Source organism: Streptomyces sp. NPDC101181, assembly GCF_044767975.1.
Classification (GTDB): domain Bacteria; phylum Actinomycetota; class Actinomycetes; order Streptomycetales; family Streptomycetaceae; genus Streptomyces.
Genome location: NZ_JBIWOX010000016.1, coordinates 106,860 through 122,598 on the forward strand (window position 1 = coordinate 106,860; position 15,739 = coordinate 122,598).

Annotated in this window: 13 protein-coding genes; 3 read left to right on the plus strand and 10 right to left on the minus strand. The window is 72.2% G+C overall.

The window, feature by feature from the left end:
• Nucleotides 1–84: 84 nt before the first annotated feature.
• Nucleotides 85–903 carry a MerR family transcriptional regulator gene (locus tag ACIRRU_RS22800; RefSeq protein WP_403683365.1) on the minus strand — a complete coding sequence of 273 codons (819 nt, stop codon included), beginning with the start codon at nucleotides 901–903 and terminating at the stop codon, nucleotides 85–87.
• A gap of 238 nt (nucleotides 904–1,141) precedes the next feature.
• Here ACIRRU_RS22800 and ACIRRU_RS22805 point away from each other — a divergent pair, with 238 nt between their 5' ends.
• On the plus strand, nucleotides 1,142–2,695 hold the full coding sequence (locus tag ACIRRU_RS22805; RefSeq protein ID WP_403683366.1) for an alpha/beta hydrolase: 1,554 nt from the start codon (nucleotides 1,142–1,144) through the stop codon (nucleotides 2,693–2,695).
• Nucleotides 2,696–2,734: 39 nt separating this feature from the next.
• Here the strand turns inward: ACIRRU_RS22805 and ACIRRU_RS22810 are convergent, their stop codons facing one another.
• The 7 genes from ACIRRU_RS22810 to ACIRRU_RS22840 all read right to left on the minus strand — a co-directional run bounded on the left by ACIRRU_RS22810 (nucleotide 2,735) and on the right by ACIRRU_RS22840 (nucleotide 10,057).
• The gene (locus tag ACIRRU_RS22810; protein ID WP_363201440.1) at nucleotides 2,735–3,121 is read right to left on the minus strand and encodes a nuclear transport factor 2 family protein; all 387 of its coding nucleotides are present in this window, start codon (nucleotides 3,119–3,121) and stop codon (nucleotides 2,735–2,737) included.
• The gene (locus ACIRRU_RS22815; RefSeq protein WP_403683368.1) at nucleotides 3,114–3,662 is read right to left on the minus strand and encodes a DUF1697 domain-containing protein; all 549 of its coding nucleotides are present in this window, start codon (nucleotides 3,660–3,662) and stop codon (nucleotides 3,114–3,116) included. The genes ACIRRU_RS22810 and ACIRRU_RS22815 overlap by 8 nt, the downstream gene beginning before the upstream one ends.
• A gap of 307 nt (nucleotides 3,663–3,969) precedes the next feature.
• Nucleotides 3,970–5,178 (minus strand): S8 family serine peptidase, encoded by a 1,209-nt coding sequence (locus tag ACIRRU_RS22820; protein WP_403683370.1) that lies wholly within the window; start codon nucleotides 5,176–5,178, stop codon nucleotides 3,970–3,972.
• A 538-nt stretch (nucleotides 5,179–5,716) separates the two neighbouring features.
• Nucleotides 5,717–6,922, minus strand: coding sequence for a macrolide-inactivating glycosyltransferase (gene mgt, locus ACIRRU_RS22825; RefSeq protein ID WP_403683372.1), 1,206 nt, complete (start codon nucleotides 6,920–6,922; stop codon nucleotides 5,717–5,719).
• A gap of 77 nt (nucleotides 6,923–6,999) precedes the next feature.
• Nucleotides 7,000–8,298 (minus strand): ABC transporter substrate-binding protein, encoded by a 1,299-nt coding sequence (locus tag ACIRRU_RS22830; protein WP_403683374.1) that lies wholly within the window; start codon nucleotides 8,296–8,298, stop codon nucleotides 7,000–7,002.
• A complete protein-coding gene (locus tag ACIRRU_RS22835) occupies nucleotides 8,298–9,137 on the minus strand; it encodes a carbohydrate ABC transporter permease (protein ID WP_403683375.1) in 840 nt (279 codons plus the stop codon). The genes ACIRRU_RS22830 and ACIRRU_RS22835 overlap by 1 nt, the downstream gene beginning before the upstream one ends.
• Entirely contained in the window at nucleotides 9,134–10,057 is a 924-nt protein-coding gene (locus ACIRRU_RS22840; protein ID WP_403683471.1) for a carbohydrate ABC transporter permease, read from the minus strand. Before ACIRRU_RS22840 ends, ACIRRU_RS22835 begins: the two co-directional genes overlap by 4 nt.
• A 152-nt stretch (nucleotides 10,058–10,209) precedes the next feature.
• Here ACIRRU_RS22840 and ACIRRU_RS22845 point away from each other — a divergent pair, with 152 nt between their 5' ends.
• Nucleotides 10,210–11,076 carry a phosphotransferase enzyme family protein gene (locus ACIRRU_RS22845; RefSeq protein ID WP_403683377.1) on the plus strand — a complete coding sequence of 289 codons (867 nt, stop codon included), beginning with the start codon at nucleotides 10,210–10,212 and terminating at the stop codon, nucleotides 11,074–11,076.
• Between the two features lie 91 nt (nucleotides 11,077–11,167).
• On the opposite strand, the gene ACIRRU_RS22850 is transcribed toward ACIRRU_RS22845, so the two are convergent.
• Both ACIRRU_RS22850 and ACIRRU_RS22855 read right to left on the minus strand, forming a co-directional pair.
• Nucleotides 11,168–11,881 (minus strand): 3'-5' exonuclease, encoded by a 714-nt coding sequence (locus ACIRRU_RS22850; protein ID WP_403683379.1) that lies wholly within the window; start codon nucleotides 11,879–11,881, stop codon nucleotides 11,168–11,170.
• A 95-nt stretch (nucleotides 11,882–11,976) separates the two neighbouring features.
• Nucleotides 11,977–13,212, minus strand: coding sequence for an SAV2148 family HEPN domain-containing protein (locus tag ACIRRU_RS22855; protein WP_403683381.1), 1,236 nt, complete (start codon nucleotides 13,210–13,212; stop codon nucleotides 11,977–11,979).
• A 388-nt stretch (nucleotides 13,213–13,600) separates the two neighbouring features.
• Between ACIRRU_RS22855 and glgX the strand changes: the two genes are divergently transcribed.
• On the plus strand, nucleotides 13,601–15,730 hold the full coding sequence (gene glgX, locus ACIRRU_RS22860; protein WP_403683383.1) for a glycogen debranching protein GlgX: 2,130 nt from the start codon (nucleotides 13,601–13,603) through the stop codon (nucleotides 15,728–15,730).
• Nucleotides 15,731–15,739: the final 9 nt, after the last annotated feature.

The window sequence follows — 15,739 nt, forward strand, 5'->3', positions numbered from 1 at the left end:
TCATCTGCTCCTCAGCGTGTTCCGGACAGCGGAGGGGCGACTTCCGGTACCGGCCTCCGGTCAAACAGAGGCAAGGCTAACCGGTCATGTCGGGGGCGGTCCGGGGCGGGTGGTGGGCGCTTCGGTGACCTTCCTCGCCTTTCCGCCCTTCTTGTCCCGCTTCCCGCTCTCCTCCTGTTCCTTCTTCTCCTCTTCCTGGAGGAGGCCGTGCAGGAGGCGCAGGACGTCGAGCTGGGCCTTGTTGTAGAACGCCACCAGGGCCTGGGTGACGACGGACTGGGTGAGCGCGCCGCTGTGGCGGGAGGCGGCGACGAGGTCCGTGACGGAGGACGGGTCCGCGCGCTGGGCGCGGACCTCGGCCGCGAGGTGGGCCGCCAGTCTGCGGCGGACCTCCTCGGGGGCGTCGTCCCGCAGGTGCTCGAACTCCTCGGCCATCTCGTCCCGGGGGCGGGAGTACTGCTCCCGTATGGCGGACATCGCCTGCGGTGTGAGGATGCTGGAGTACGCCACCAGGAGGTTCTGCTGGGCCAGCGGCAGGCTGGCGGCGGCGGCCCCGAACTCGGCGGGCAGGTCGAGCGAGGCCCCGTCCTCCAGGACCGCGGCCAGTTCGCGGCGCATGCGCTGCTGGCGCTCGATGTTCGCCGCGAGTTCGGCGTCCAGGGCGCGCAGGACCTCCTTGGACCGCTCGTCGGCGGCGGCCACCGTGGGGATGTCGGAGAGCGGCACCCCCAGGTCGGACAGCCGGCGGATGCCCATGAGGCGCACCAGGTGCCGCACGTTGTACCGCTTGTAGCCGCTCGGTGAGCGCTCGGGCTCCGCCAGCAGGCCCAGCTTGTGATAGTGCCGGACCGTCTTGAGCGTCGTGCCCGCGAGTTCCGCCAGCTGACGCGTGCTCCATGCCACGGCAGTCCCTTTCCGGGGGTCCGTCGTCCGTCATCCGTTGTCGGTCGCCGGGAGCGCGCGCCGCCCGGCGGGGCCGCCCCGGCGGGAGCGTCCCCTGCCCCTCCCCTGCCCCCCGGCGGGCGGGTCGACCCCCGGCGCGCGGGGGCCGTCTTCCGCGTGGCGGGCTTGACCGTGCCCCTGGGGCACGGAGTGCGATGGGCGCTCCTGATCCATCACCGGCGCATGGGGAGATGCGGATATGACACGAGGACGCGGTATCCGGCGGAGCGCGGCCCTGGGGGTCGCCCTGGGAATCGGACTGAGCGGGTCGCTCGTCGCGGGACCGGCGGGAGCCGAGGAGCAGGCGACGTCGAAGGTCGGGTGGGGCGCCTGCCCCGAGGACGTGGCGGCGGAGGCCGCCCCTCTCGTGCTGGAGTGCGGCACCGTTCCCGTACCGAAGGACTACGCCGACCCGGACGGCGACCGGATCGAGCTGATGATCTCGCGGCTGGCCAGCACGAACCCGGAGAAGCGGCGCGGCGTACTCATGCTGAACCCCGGCGGGCCCGGCGGCTCCGGGCTGTCCCAGCCGGCCTTCCTGGCCAACCGGGGCATCCCCTCCGACGTGCTGGACACCTACGACGTGATCGGCATGGACACCCGGGGCATCGGGCGTTCGGCGCCGGTGACCTGCGGGTTCACCCCGGAGGGCCCCTACTTCGGCAACATCCCGCCCTACGCGGTCGACGACGCGGCAGTCACCGCGCGGGCCAAGGTGGTCGAGAAGATCCCCGGACAGTGCGCCGAACGCGACAGCGACGGTGTGCTGCCCCATCTGACCACCGCCAACACCGCCCGTGACCTGGACCGTATCCGGGCGGCGCTGGGCGAGGAGAAGACCAGCTTCCTGGGGTACTCCTACGGCTCCGCGCTCGGGGCGGCCTACGCGTCGATGTTCCCGGAGCGTTCCGACCGCATCGTGCTGGACAGCATCGTCGGCGACACCCACCTCGACCGCGACGGCATGCGCCGCTTCGCGCTCGGCGTGGAGCAGACGTTCCCCGACTTCGCCCGGTGGGCGTCCGTCCGCCACGACAGCTACGGGCTGGGCCGCACCCCCGCCCAGGTCCGCGCCACCTACTTCGCTCTCGCACAGCAGCTGGACGAGGAACCGGTCGACGGCTTCGACGGCACCGTGCTGCGCCAGCTCACCTTCTCCTTCCTCTTCAAGGAGGTGCAGTACGGCAAGCTGGCCCAGTACTGGCAGTCGTTGAAGAGCGGCGACGCCAAGGCCCTGCGCGCCCTGGGCGGCCGGAACGGCCTGGCGGACCTGCCGGGCGGCCCGGCGGGGCAGCGGGACGGCGCGGCGGACACCCCGCCGACCCTGGACAACCAGCTCTCCGTCTTCCTGGCCGTGACCTGCAACGACGTCAAGTGGCCCACGAGCGTGGACACCTACCGCAAGGGCGTGCGGGAGGACCGCGCGCGCTACCCGATGTTCGGCGCCGCCTCCGCCAACATCCTCCCGTGCGCCTACTGGCCGTACGAGCAGGCCGAGGAGCCGGTGGAGATCAACGACGACGGGCCGCGCAACATCCTGCTCGTCCAGAACCTCCGGGACGTGCCGACCCCGCACGCCGGGGGGAAGCTGCTGCGGAAGAAGTTCAGCGACCGGTCCCGGCTGGTCAGCGTGGACGACAGCGGTCACGGGGTCTACGTGTACGGCGACAACCCCTGTGCGCTGAACACCACCACGCGTTACCTGGTGGACGGGAAGATGCCGAAGAAGGACGCCTTCTGCCCGGCGGGCTGAGACCGGTGCCGCTCCGGCCCCCGGGGATGAGGGCCGCCCTCACGCCCCGGGGGCCGGAGCCTCGGCGCTGAACGGCGTCGCCTGGTGGAAGTAGAGCCGCCAGCCCTCCCCGGTCAGCCGCCACAGGGAGCTGCGGTGTGCGTGGACCCCCTTGGACTCCGTGTCGAAGGTGAGGTGCACCAGTCCGGGGCCCAGCTCCGCCCCGCGCATCCGGGACGCGGTCAGCGGGCCGGGGCGCGGGCCGTCGTCCGCGGTCAGCGAGGCGATGATGGTCTCCCGGTCCCAGAGGTGACCGCGGGTGCCGACCTCCCGGAACCCGGGGTGCAACAGCTCGGCCAGCAGACCGGCGGAGGCCCGGACCACCGGGTCCAGCAGGCGCAGTTCGCCTTCGATGGCGGCGGCCACGGCGGGCGAGGGCTCAGCCACGGGTCATCTCCACGAGCTGGACCACGGTGTTCCAGTTGCGGCTGGTGCCGATGAGGCCCTTCGTCCGGCGGGGGCGACCCAGTTCGACGGCCAGTCTGGAGCGGCCCACTCCGTCCGGGGCGTACAGGTACAGACAGCGGTCGCCGAGACGGAACTCCTCCGGCAGGAAGGTTTCCGCTTCCAGGTCGGCGAAGCGCCCGGCGTCCACGGGACGGTCGAAGCAGGTGATGTGGAGCTGTTTGCCCGCCAGTTCGGCGGCCGGGAAGGGGCAGGCTTCGGCGACGGCCGCGAGGTAGCGGCCGTCGCGGACGAGGCAGTCGACGGAGAAGCCGAACCGTTCCCGCAGCGCCTCCGAGAGGTGGGCGGCGAGACTGTCCTCGTCGCCCTGGTCGCTGCGGAAGACGGCGTTGCCGCTCTGGAGGTAGGTGGCGATACCGGTGTGGCCCAGTCCGCCGAGCACGTCGCGCAGTTCGGGCATCGGGACCTTCCGGCTGCCGCTCACGTTGATCCCGCGCAGGAGCGCCGCGTACGTCGTCGTCATGGCTCCTCACCCTAGGGGGTGTGTTGCTGATCGGGCCGGATGAGGGAGCGGGGTCTGGTGTCGTGCATCGCCGGGCGAAGGAGGCAGGGGACGCGGAGCCTCGGAGAGCGACGACAACGCCGCGAGGTGCGGCATCCACCCCGCGAGCCCGGCCTGATCAGCAGGACACCCCCTGGAGCGACCCCCGGGCACGGCCGCAGCCGCCGCGCCCCGTGGGGGAGAGCGCGGCGGCTGCTGTGTGCGGTGGCCGGGCGGCGGGGTGTGGGGCCCCCGTCGCCCGGCGTCCGGCCGGAACCGGGTGGGACGGCTACTCGACGACCTTGAGGAGCTTGTTCGGCGTGCCCTCGGTGGCGTTGCTGATGGCGTCCGGGGTGGCTCCCCCGGTGAGCGCCGTGGCGACCTGCTCGGGGGTGGCGTCCTGGTTGCCCGCCAGGTAGACGGCGGCCGCGCCGACCACGTGCGGGGTGGCCATGGACGTGCCGGAGATGGTGTTGGTGCCGGTGTCGCTGTCGTTCCAGGTGGACGTGATGTCCGAGCCCGGGGCGTAGATGTCGACGATCTCCCCGTAGTTGGAGAAGTCCGACTGCTCGTCGGCCTCCGTGGACGAGGCGACGGTGATCGCCTCGGGGACCCGGGCGGGCGAGCTCTGGCTCGCGTCGCTGGACTCGTTCCCCGCGGCCACCCCGAAGGTGATGCCCGCGGCGATGGCCTTCTGGACCGCCTCGTCGAGCGCCGGGTCGGCCCCGCCGCCGAGGCTCATGTTGGCGACGGACGGGCCCTTGGCGTTGGCGGCGACCCAGTCGATCCCGGCGATGACCTGCTCGGTGGTGCCCGAGCCGTTGTCGTCCAGGACCCGGACGCCGACGATGTCGGCCTTCTTGGCGACGCCGTGGGCGGCCCCGGCTATGGTGCCCGCCACGTGGGTGCCGTGCCCGTTGCCGTCGTCGGCGTCGTCGTCGTTGTCGACGGCGTCGAAGCCGGAGGTGGCGCGTCCCTCGAAGTCCTCGTGGGTGACGCGGACCCCGGTGTCGATGACGTACGCGGTGACGCCCTCACCGGCGGAGTCCGGGTAGGTGTACGCCTTGTCGCCCGCGGTTTCGGTCTGGTCGATGCGGTCCAGACCCCAGGACGGGGGGTTCTCCTGGGTGGCGTTGATGCTGAACTTCTTGTTCTGCACCACCTTGCCGACGGCCGGGTCGGCGGCGAGGCGCTTGGCCTCGGTCTCCGAAAGGCCGCTGGCGGAGAAGCCGTTGATGCTAGAGGAGTAGTCGCGCTTGAGCGTGCCGCCGTACTCCTTGGCGAGCTCGGACTTGTCCGTCTTCTTCTCGTCCAGCATCACGATGTAGCTGCCGGAGACGGCGGTCGCCGCGTCCGTGCCGTAGACCGTTCCCATGGGGACGGGCGCGGCTCCGGCGAACGAGCTTCCGAACAGGGTGACTCCGGCCGCCGCCGCCACGGCGGTGACAGCGGCGGTCAGCTTGACGTTGACACGACGGGTGCGCTGGTGCTTGGCCATGGAGAGGGTTCTCCTCGTCGCTCTTTGTGGGGGGATTGGCCCCCGGCCGGAAGATCTCCGGGGGATGGCTCGAAACCCTGACCGATTGACGGGCTCAGTTCAAGACCCGCCAGTAGCTTGGCCCGCTCGGCCCGCCTTCCTGACGACACATCGGCCCGCGGTCGGCCGGTACGGGGCCGGTGGGCCGACACGCCCGGCGGGCCGACCGGCCGGGCCCCGACGCCGCCCGTCCTCGTCTCCGGGAAATCCCTGCTCAGAGTGGTCGTGACGGGTCACGCACCGCACCTCACCGGCCGAACGACAGTCGCCCGAGGCGGGCCTGACCCGGCGTGAAGACCCGTGAAGGTACGTGAAGGTGTGTGCGGCGGAGGTGAAACCCGGCGTCCGGCTGTGAATGCGTGAGGACGTGCGTGCAGATGCGCCGACCGGACCGCGCACGGCGGCGGCTTCACGGAACGGAAACAAGAACGCCCCGCCGGGCGGGGCGCCGGGGCGGGGCGGAACGCGGGGGTGGCCGACGGCAGGACGGCGGAACCGCTCAGCGTGACAAGCGCAGTTCGGCCTCGACGAGGTCGGCGGCGCGCGGGGTGCCGCCTTCGCGCGCCAGCCGCTCGCGCAGGTGCGCGCAGCGGGCGGCCACCTCCGGATCGTCCACCAGGGCGAGCACCGCTCCGGCGAGACTCTCGGCGTCGGCGTCCGCCATCGGCAGGTGCCGGGCCACGCCGAGCGACTGGAGCATGTCGGCGTTGCCGAACTGGTCGACGGCCTGCGGGACCGCGACCATCGGGGTGCCGGTGGCGAGCCCCTCCTGGCTGCCGCCCGCACCGGCGTGGGTGATGAAGGCGTCCGCCTGGCGCAGCACGGACAGCTGCGGCACCCAGGAGTGCACCTCGACGTTGCCGGGCGGGTCGCCGAGTTCGGCGGGGTCGACGTGGGCGCCGGTCTGGAGCACCACGTGCCAGCCGGGCCGGCCCCCGAAGGCCGTCACGCACTCCCGGTAGAAGGCGGGCTGCTTGGTGAACGAGGAGCCCAGCGACACCAGCAGCACCCTCTCCGCGCCGGCGGGCCGCCGCCACTCCCCCTGGTCGGCGCGGTCGCCCTGGCAGGCCCCGACGAAGGTGTACATCTCGCGGTTCACCCGGTCGGCGTTGGGCTGGAGCGCCTCGGGGATCAGGACGAGGCCGCGGCGCGGGCGGGCGACGAAGTCGTCGCTGGAGACATGGCCGAGGCCGTTCTCGGCGAGCCAGCCCGCGAAGCGCGCGTAGTACGCCCGGCCCCGCTCGGTCCGCTTCAGCTCGGCGGTCATCGGCTCGCCGACCTCCTGTTCGTACCCCTCCCAGGGCACCAGGTTGGGCCAGAGGGAGACGGCGGGGACGCCCCAGCGGTGGGCGAGGACCCGGGCGGGATAAGAGGTGATGTCGTGCAGGACGAGGTCGGGTTCGTCGCCCGCGAACGCCGCGGCCAGCCGCGGGAGCGCCTGTATCGCGTCGGCGAGGAAGGGTTCGAAGGCGTCGATCGGCTCGGTGCCCCAGGCCTCGGGGTCCTCCTCGGTCGGCAGGGTGGAGGGGTAGATCACGGGCTCGGCGCCGGTGGCGGCGACCTTCTCGGCGAAGGAGGCCGGGATCGCGTAGCTGACCCGGTGCCCGCGGTCGACGAGTTCGCGGATGACGTCGAGGCTCGGGTTCACGTGTCCGTGCGCGGCGATGGAGAACATGGCGATGTGGGCACGCGGGATTTCCGTCATGCCGTCACCGTAAACGAGACGAGACGTCTCGTGCAACCTGTTGGATCCCCGGCCGCCGGTGCGGACGGGCTTCCGGTTCAGCGCTGGTAGCGGGCCAGTACCCGGTTCCCGTCCTCGACCAGCCGCCTCCCCAGCTCGTCGCGGCCGATCGCGCCGCTGTAGTACTCCTGGAGCGCCGGGGTGGCCACCTTGTCCTTCCACTCGGGATAGCCGCGTACGGTCTGGGCGGAGGCCGGGCGCAGCCCGCGGGCGAGCGCGGCGCCGACGTCCCAGCCGTGCTCGCGGGTGCGCAGCGCGGGGTCGGCGAGCGCCTGGGTTCCGGTGGGCAGCATCCAGTCCCCCCGGGCCAGCCGCACCAGGTTGGGCGTCCGCAGGAAGAAGTCGATGAAGGCGACCGCCTCCTTCTTGTGCGGGCTGTCCTCGGCGACCGACAGCGTCTGCGGGCTCACCCCCTGGGCCGGGCCGCCCGCTCCCTGCGGGGTCGGCAGGACCGTCCACTCGAAGCCTTCGGGCGCCTGCTGGATGATCTGCTGGCGGTAGGAGAACCCGAGCGGGACCATCGCGTACTTGCCGCCGAAGAAGCCGGGGAGGGCGTCGGACCCGCCCATGCCCAGGGCGCTGCGGGCGGCGCTGCCGTCGGTGTTGACCTGGTCGTGGATGGTGCCGGGGACCACCCGGTCGCCCGCCTCGAAGCGCAGGACCGCCTTGCCCTCGCCGTCCCGGTGGAAGAGCCGGCCGCCGCCGGACAGGCCCAGGTTGAGGGTGACGGAGACCGGCTCCTTGAGCGGCCAGGCGACCCCGTAGCGGTCCTCGCCGGTCAGCTCCTTCGCGACCCGGCGGAACTCCGCCCAGCTCCAGGGGCTCTCCGGGGTCGGGATGCGGACGCCGGAGGCCTTCAGCAGCTTCGTGTTGGCGATCAGGACCCGGGGCTCCTGGAGGAACGGCACCCCGTAGACGCCGTCCCCGAAGGTGGTGGTGCGCCAGGACCGTTCGGGGATGTCCGCCGTGAGCCGGTCGGTGAGCAGCGGGCGCAGGTCGGTGAGGTAGCCGCCGTACGCGAAGTCCGCCAGGTCGTCGGAGGCGTCGTGGATGATGTCGGGCGCCTCGCCGCCCTCGAAGGAGGTGAGCAGCTGGTCGTGGACGCTGTCCCAGCTGCCCTGGACGTACTCGACCTGGACGCCGGGGTGGGCCGCGTTCCACTCCTTCACCAGCTGCCGGTTGGCGTCGACGGACTCCTTCTGCCAGGCCAGCGACTGGAACCTGAGCCGGATCGTGCCGTCCGCGTCCCGGCCGTCGTCCCGCCCGCCGGAGCAGCCGGTGAGCAGCAGGGCGAGGACGGCGGCGACCGCGGCGGCCCGGCGGGACGGGGCGGGCATCAGCCCCTCACCGCCCCGGCCGTCATCCCGCCGGTGATCCGCCGCTGGATGACGGCGAAGAGGACGAGGGAGGGCAGCGTGGCGAGGAACGCGGCGGCCGCGAGGGGGCCGAGGTCGGCCACGCCCTCCGCGCCGAGGAAGTGGGTGAGGACGACCGGCAAGGTCTGCTTCTCCGGGGTCTTGAGCAGGACGAGCGCGAAGAAGAACTCGTTCCACGCGGTGATGAACGCGAACAGCGAGGTGGCGACGATGCCCGGAGCGAGGAGCGGGGCGACCACCGAGACGAGCGTACGGACCCGGCCCGCGCCGTCCACGGCGGCGGCCTCCTCCAGTTCGGTGGGGACGGCGCGCACGTACCCGGCGAGCATCCACAGGGCGAAGGGCAGCGACCAGACGACGTAGACCAGGATCAGCCCCCACAGGGTGTTGATCAGATGCAGGTTCTTCAGGATCAGGAAGAGCGGGATGATCACCAGGACGAACGGGAACGCCTGGCTGACGACGACCCAGCCGGTCGCGGCGGTGGCGAGTCTGCCCCGGTGGCGGGCCATCACGTAGGCCATCGGCGTCGCGATGACCACCGCGATCAGCGCGGCGGAGACGGCGACGATCAGCGAGTTGGCGGCCGCCTCCAGCAGCGGCTGCTCGTCGAAGGCCTGCCGGAAGTTGTCCAGGGTGGGCCGCTCGGGCACCCAGGTGGGGTGCAGGGAGCCCAGCTCCCGGGCGGGCTTGAAGGCGGTGGAGAGCAGCCAGAGGAAGGGGAAGGCGAGGAAGACCAGATACGCCAGGAGCGCGAGGTACTGGCCGGTGCGCGCGGCCCTGCTGGTGGGAAGACTCATCGCTCCCGGCCACCTCCGTTGATCCGGCCGACGAGATAGAGGGCGAGGAGCACGGAGACCACCGCGACCAGCACACACCCCATCGCGGCGGCGTAGCCGAACTGCCCGTAGCGGAAGGCCTCCTCGTACGCGAAGAGCATGGGCAGCCGGGTCCGGCCGCCGGGCCCGCCGCTGGTCAGGACGTAGACCAGGGCGAAGGAGTTGAGGTTCCAGATCAGGTTGAGGGCGCTGATGGCCAGGGCGATGGGCTTGATCGCGGGCCAGGTGACCGTACGGAACCGGCGCCAGGCGCCCGCCCCGTCCAGGGCCGCCGCCTCGTGGAGCTCGCGCGGGGTGTTCTGGAGTCCGGCGAGCAGGGCCACCGTGGTCTGCGGCATGCCCGCCCAGACGCCGACGAGGATCACCGCGGGCAGGGCGGTCGCCAGGCCGGTCAGCCAGTCGCGTCCATCACCGAGGCCGAGGTCGCGCAGGGTCTCGTTGAGGATGCCCGCGTCGGGGTTGTAGACGAGCCGCCACATGATGCCGACGACCACCTCGGGCATCGCCCAGGGGACGATCGCCAGCGCGCGGGCCAGCCAGCGCAGCCGGAGGTCCTGGTTGAGCAGCAGCGCGAGGCCGAGGGCCAGGAAGAACTGCGGGACGGTGACGCCGACCGCCCAGACCAGGCCGATCCGGAAGGAGTCCCAGAACAGGGTGTCGTGCAGCAGGTCCTGGAAGTTCAGCGCCCCGACCCACTGGGTGGAGCGGGTGCGGCCGGACTGCGCGTCGGTGAAGGCGAGCGCGATGCCGTAGAGGAGCGGCCCCACGCTGAGGACCAGGATGGGCAGGAGGGCGGGCAGCACCAGGAACCAGGCGGCCCGGTCGCCGAACGCCCGCCGTTCCGGGTGTCCCGGGCGCCCCGGCTCCTTCGCCGCGGTCACCGATGTCACGGAGGAGACCTCTCTGTCTCTGCTGTCACTGGGGCGCCGGGACGGCCGCCCTCCCGCCTCACCACCGGCCGGAGGCCTCCGCCATCGTGCTGACGGGCCGTCGGTTCGTCAAGGTGGCCTGCGGGGATGCGAAAATCGCACCCATGGACGAGAAGCTTGCGCGCGAGGTGCTCACCGCCGCCGGTCTCCCCGGCACGGCGGACCTGCTGGCGCTCGGGGAGAACGCGGTGTTCGCCGACGGCGACCTGGTGATCAAGGTCGGGCGGGACGCCACCGGCCACCCCGAGCTGTGGGAGCGGGCCGAACGGGAGGTGGCCCTCGCCGACTGGCTCGCCGCGTCCGGTGTACCGGCGGTCCGCGCCGCCGAGCGCGCCCCGCGCCTGGCCGGGGGCCACCCGGTGACGCTGTGGCACCGGCTGCCCGCGCCCGTACGCCCCACCGAGCCCCGCGATCTCGCCCCGCTGCTGACCTTGGTGCACGCGCTGCCCGCCCCGGAGGACTTCACGCTCCCGCGCCGCGAACTGCTCGGCGGCGTGGAACGCTGGCTCACCCTGGCGGGCGACACCATCGACCCGGCCGACGCCGACTACCTCCGCGAGCGCCGCGACGGCTTCGCGGCGGCGTCCGCCGCACTGGTCCCCCACCTGCCGCCCGGCCCGGTCCACGGCGACGCGCTCCCGCGCAACGTGCACGTCGGGCCCGACGGTCCGGTCCTGATCGACCTGGAAACGTTCTCCGCCGATCTGCGCGAACACGACCTGGTCGTCCTCGCCCTGTCCCGCGACCGCTACGGCCTGGACCCCGCGGCGTACGACGCCTTCACCGCCGCCTACGGCTGGGACGTCCGGGAGTGGGACGGATGCGCGGTGCTGCGGGGCGCCCGCGAGACGGCCAGCTGCGCCTGGGTCGCCCAGCACGCCCCGGGCAGCCCGAAGGCTCTGGCCGAGTTCCGCAGCCGGGTCGCGTCACTGCGGGACGGCGATCCGGGGGTGCGGTGGTATCCCTTCTAGACATGGGCCTCCGCTCCAGACGTGTCCCTCCCGTTCCGGACGTGGTCCGTTGCCGGTGGGGCGCCGTCCCGCGCCGTCCACAGGCCCCGCCTCACCGCCCGCGGGGTATCACCGGCCAGGACGCCTCGACCACGGCCGCCGGGTCGGCGGTGCGGCGGAGATAGGCCTGGAGCGAGGCGGACTGCTCGGCGGCCGCCCGGACCTGGAGGGCGTGCAGCTCGGCCGGGGGCAGGGCGCCGACCGGGCCGTACCGCTCCCCCATCCGCCGCACCACGCGCACGGCGGCCACGGCGTCCGCCGTCGCGTCGTGGGCTCCGTCCAGCGTCACCCCGTAGTGGTCGCAGAGCGCCTGGAGGGCCCGCTTGCCCTTGCGGTACTTGTCGACGTGCTTGTCGATCACCAGGGGATCGATGACCGGCGCCGGACCCCCGCCGGTGCGGTCCTCCACCGACGGCAGTCCGTAGCGGCGGCATTCGCGGTCCAGCAGCGAGAGGTCGTAGCGGGCGTTCATCACCACCAGCGGGACGTCGGAGCGCAGCACGTCGGCGACCGCGCGGGCGATCTCCTCGACGGCCGACGCCGCCCGGGTGCCGTGCCTGCGGGCGTGGTCGGTGCCGATGCCGTGGATCGCGGACGCCTGCTCCGGTATCACCACGCCCGGGTCGAGCAGCCAGGTCCGCTGCCCGGCGACCGTGCCGTCCGGCTCCAGCCGGACGAGGGCGGCGGTGACGATCCGGTCGGTCTCGACGTCGGTCCCCGTCGTCTCCAGGTCGAATCCGACCAGTGTTCCCCGGTGCCAGCTCATCCGGATACCTCCTTCGTGGTGCGCTCCCCCGGTGAACGACCACCTTCCCACGGGCCACTGACACCGCCCCGGGGGAGCCCGCGCCTCACAGTCCGTCAGGAGACCGGGCGCGAATCGGTCCAGACCGACTCGAACTCCTCGCGGTAGGTCTGGAAGAGACCGTGCTCGGTGTCCTGCCCGGCCCGTACCACCGTGCGCCGGCCGCCGCCGCGCAGCACCAGGACGGGCGCCTCCATGCCCCGGGCGCGGCGCAGGTAGGGCTGGACGACGCCGAGCGCGTCCGGCCCGTCCCCGTCCACCAGGTACGCGGTGAAGCGGGGGGTCTCGTCGAAGACCTGGATCTCGAAGGCGCCGGGGTCGCGGAGCCGGGAGCGGACCCGGCGCATGTGGAGGATGTTCATCTCCACCGACCGGCTCAGCTCGCCCTTCTTCAGGCCCAGTTCCCGCTCCCGGCGGCGGACCGCGCTGCTGGCCGGGTTGATGAACAGCAGCCGGACCCGGCAGCCGGACTCGGCGAGCCGGACGAGCCGGCGGCCGGAGAAGTTCTGCACGAGCAGGTTGAGCCCTATCCCGATGGCGTCCAGCCGCCGGGCCCCGCCGAACAGGTCCTCGGCGGGCAGCTGGCGCTGGAGGCGGACCCGGTCGGGGTGGACGGAGACCACATCCGCGTACCGGTCGCCGACCAGCTCCTCCACCGCGTCCACCGGCAGCCGGTCGGCCGACGGCACGGCCGCCCCGCTGCCGAGGATGTCCAGCAGGCGGGCGGAGGCGCGCTCCGCCTGGGCGAGGACCGCCTCGTTCAGGGCGCGGTTGCGGGAGACGACGTTGCGCGCGACCTCCAGCTCGTCCAGGGCCAGCTCGACATCGCGCCGGTCGTCGAAGTACGGCTCGAAGCAGGGCCAGTGCTGGACCATCAGCTCGCGCAGCTGCGGCAGCGTGAGGAAGCTGAGGACGTTGTCGTCGGCCGGGTCCAGCAGATAGCCCTTACGGCGGGAGACCTCCCGTACGGCGACGGCGCGCTGCACCCACTCCTGTCCGGCGGGTCCGGCGGCGGCGACCACCCAGTCCTCGCCGTGCACCGGCTCGTAGATCGGCCGGAGGACCGCGGCGACCACGGCCCGCAGCCGCTGCTCGACCAGATTGAGCCAGATGTAGGCCCGCCCGGCCCGCTGGGCGCGGGTGCGCACCTCGGCCCAGGCCTGCGGACCCCACTCCAGCTCGGCGCCTATCTCCAGAGGCTGCGCGAGGGACACCGCCCCGGGCGGGGCATCGGTCGCCTCCCCCTCGTGACCTGCGTCACCCGGGGGCAGCTCGAACCCTCCCGAGCTCACCCTCATACCGCCTTCCACTCCCCACCCGACGATCAAGGAAGGGTACTCCGGGAGCGTGATCCGATGCAGCCCGATGGGGGTCCACTTTCCCAACTCCCGCACAGGAGAGGCCCGTTCCCGGCGGCGAGATCGGGTGGAGTGAGCTGATTCATAGCGATTAGGACCCCGCCCCGGCCCGGGGACCGGACGCCCGGCGGGCCGGGTGTCCGTAAGCGCGTCCGGGGCGCGACCGGGGTGTCCGAAGTTGACCGCGGCGGCCCGCGCGGGCGGCCGGACCGGGCGTGCCGCGTGACGTCCTAGGTGAGCTCCGCGTTTTCGGGGAATATGCGGGGAGTGAAGGACCGCGGAAAGCCGCCGAACCCGGATCAGAAATGGAAGAGTTCTCATCATGCAGGTCTGGCCGGGACACGCTTATCCCCTCGGCGCCACATACGACGGCGCCGGAACCAACTTCGCGGTCTTCTCGGAGGCCGCCCACCGGATCGAGTTGTGCCTGTTGCACGACGACGGTTCAGAAACGGCGGTGGAACTCCGTGAGACCGACGCCTTCGTGCGTCACGCCTACCTCCCCGGGATCATGCCGGGGCAGCGGTACGGCTTCAGGGCGCACGGACCCTACGAACCGCAGAACGGGCAGCGCACCAACTCCGCGAAGCTGCTGATGGACCCCTACGCCCGCGCGGTGGCCGGAAAGATCGAGTGGGGCCAGGAGGTGTACGGCTACCCGTTCGGCAAGCCGGACGCCCGCAACGACCTCGACTCGGCCCCGCACACCATGAGCTCGGTGGTGGTCAACCCGTACTTCGACTGGGGCGACGACCGCCTGCCGCGGACGGACTACCACCGCACCGTCATCTACGAGGCCCATGTGAAGGGCCTGACGATGCTGCACCCGGGGCTGCCGCCCGAGCTGCGCGGCACCTACGCGGGGCTCGCGCATCCCGAGGTGATCGCCCACCTCACCGAGCTGGGCGTCACCGCGATCGAGCTGATGCCCGTCCACCAGTTCGTCCAGGACCACCGGCTGGCCGACATGGGGCTCGCCAACTACTGGGGCTACAACACCATCGGCTTCTTCGCCCCGCACAACGCCTACGCCTCCTGGGGCGAGCGCGGCGAGCAGGTGCTGGAGTTCAAGCAGGCGGTGAAGGCCCTCCACGAGGCGGGCATCGAGGTCATCCTCGACGTCGTCTACAACCACACCGCCGAGGGCAACCACCTGGGCCCCACGCTCTCCTTCCGCGGGCTCGACAACGCCTCCTACTACCGCCTGACCGACGACCAGCGCTACTACATGGACACCACGGGCACCGGGAACTCCCTGCTCATGCGGTCCCCGCACGTCCTCCAGATGATCATGGACTCGCTGCGGTACTGGGTGACCGAGATGCACGTGGACGGCTTCCGCTTCGACCTGGCCGCCACCCTGGCGCGCCAGTTCCACGAGGTGGACCGGCTGTCCTCGTTCTTCGACCTGGTCCAGCAGGACCCGGTGGTCAGCCAGGTGAAGCTGATCGCCGAGCCCTGGGACGTCGGCGAGGGCGGCTACCAGGTGGGCAACTTCCCGCCGCTGTGGACCGAGTGGAACGGCAAGTACCGCGACACGGTCCGCGACCTGTGGCGGGGCGAGCCGCGCACCCTGGCGGAGTTCGCCGGGCGGCTCACCGGCTCCTCCGACCTCTACCAGGACGACGGCCGCCGCCCGCTCGCCTCGATCAACTTCACCACCTGCCACGACGGCTTCACGCTGCACGACATGGTCTCGTACAACGAGAAGCGCAACGAGGCCAACGGGGAGGAGAACCGGGACGGCGAGAGCCACAACCGCTCCTGGAACTGCGGGGTGGAGGGCGAGACCGACGACCCCGAGGTGCTGGAGCTGCGGGCCCGCCAGATGCGCAACTTCGTCGCCACGCTGATGCTGTCGCAGGGCGTGCCGATGCTGAGCCACGGCGACGAGTTCGCCCGTACGCAGAAGGGCAACAACAACGCCTACTGCCAGGACAACGAGCTGGCCTGGGTGCACTGGCCCGATCCGAAGGAACCGGCCGACGCCCCGGCGTCCACCCTGCTGGAGTTCACCCGGGCCATGGTGTGGCTGCGCCGCGACCACCCGGTGTTCCGGCGTCGCCGGTTCTTCCACGGGCGGCCGGTGGAGGGCACCCACGACGAGCTGTCGGACATCGCGTGGTTCACGCCCGACGGGGAGGAGATGACCCAGCAGGACTGGCAGGCGGCCCACGCCAAGGCGCTGACCGTGTTCCTCAACGGCCACGCGATCTCCGAGCCGGGGCCGCGCGGGGAGCGGATCTCCGACGACTCGTTCCTGCTGATGTTCAACGCGAGCGCCGAGACCCTGGAGTTCGCCGTCCCCGTGGACCACGGGGAGCAGTGGCAGGTCGTCGTGGACACCGCGCGCCCGGACGGGGTGCCGCCCGGCACCGGGCCGAAGGTGGCCGAGGGCGAACAGGTGACCCTGATCGGACGCAGTCTGACCGTGCTGAAGCGCCCCGCCTGAGGGCGGCGG

Coding starts and splice junctions, on each gene's coding strand:
- ACIRRU_RS22805 (WP_403683366.1), top strand. CDS start 1,142: ATGACACGAGGACGCGGTATCCGGCGGAGCGCGGCCCTGGGGGTCGCC.
- ACIRRU_RS22815 (WP_403683368.1), bottom strand. CDS start 3,662: ATGACGACGACGTACGCGGCGCTCCTGCGCGGGATCAACGTGAGCGGC.
- ACIRRU_RS22820 (WP_403683370.1), bottom strand. CDS start 5,178: ATGGCCAAGCACCAGCGCACCCGTCGTGTCAACGTCAAGCTGACCGCC.
- mgt (WP_403683372.1), bottom strand. CDS start 6,922: ATGACGGAAATCCCGCGTGCCCACATCGCCATGTTCTCCATCGCCGCG.
- ACIRRU_RS22830 (WP_403683374.1), bottom strand. CDS start 8,298: ATGCCCGCCCCGTCCCGCCGGGCCGCCGCGGTCGCCGCCGTCCTCGCC.
- ACIRRU_RS22835 (WP_403683375.1), bottom strand. CDS start 9,137: ATGAGTCTTCCCACCAGCAGGGCCGCGCGCACCGGCCAGTACCTCGCG.
- ACIRRU_RS22845 (WP_403683377.1), top strand. CDS start 10,210: ATGGACGAGAAGCTTGCGCGCGAGGTGCTCACCGCCGCCGGTCTCCCC.
- ACIRRU_RS22850 (WP_403683379.1), bottom strand. CDS start 11,881: ATGAGCTGGCACCGGGGAACACTGGTCGGATTCGACCTGGAGACGACG.
- glgX (WP_403683383.1), top strand. CDS start 13,601: ATGCAGGTCTGGCCGGGACACGCTTATCCCCTCGGCGCCACATACGAC.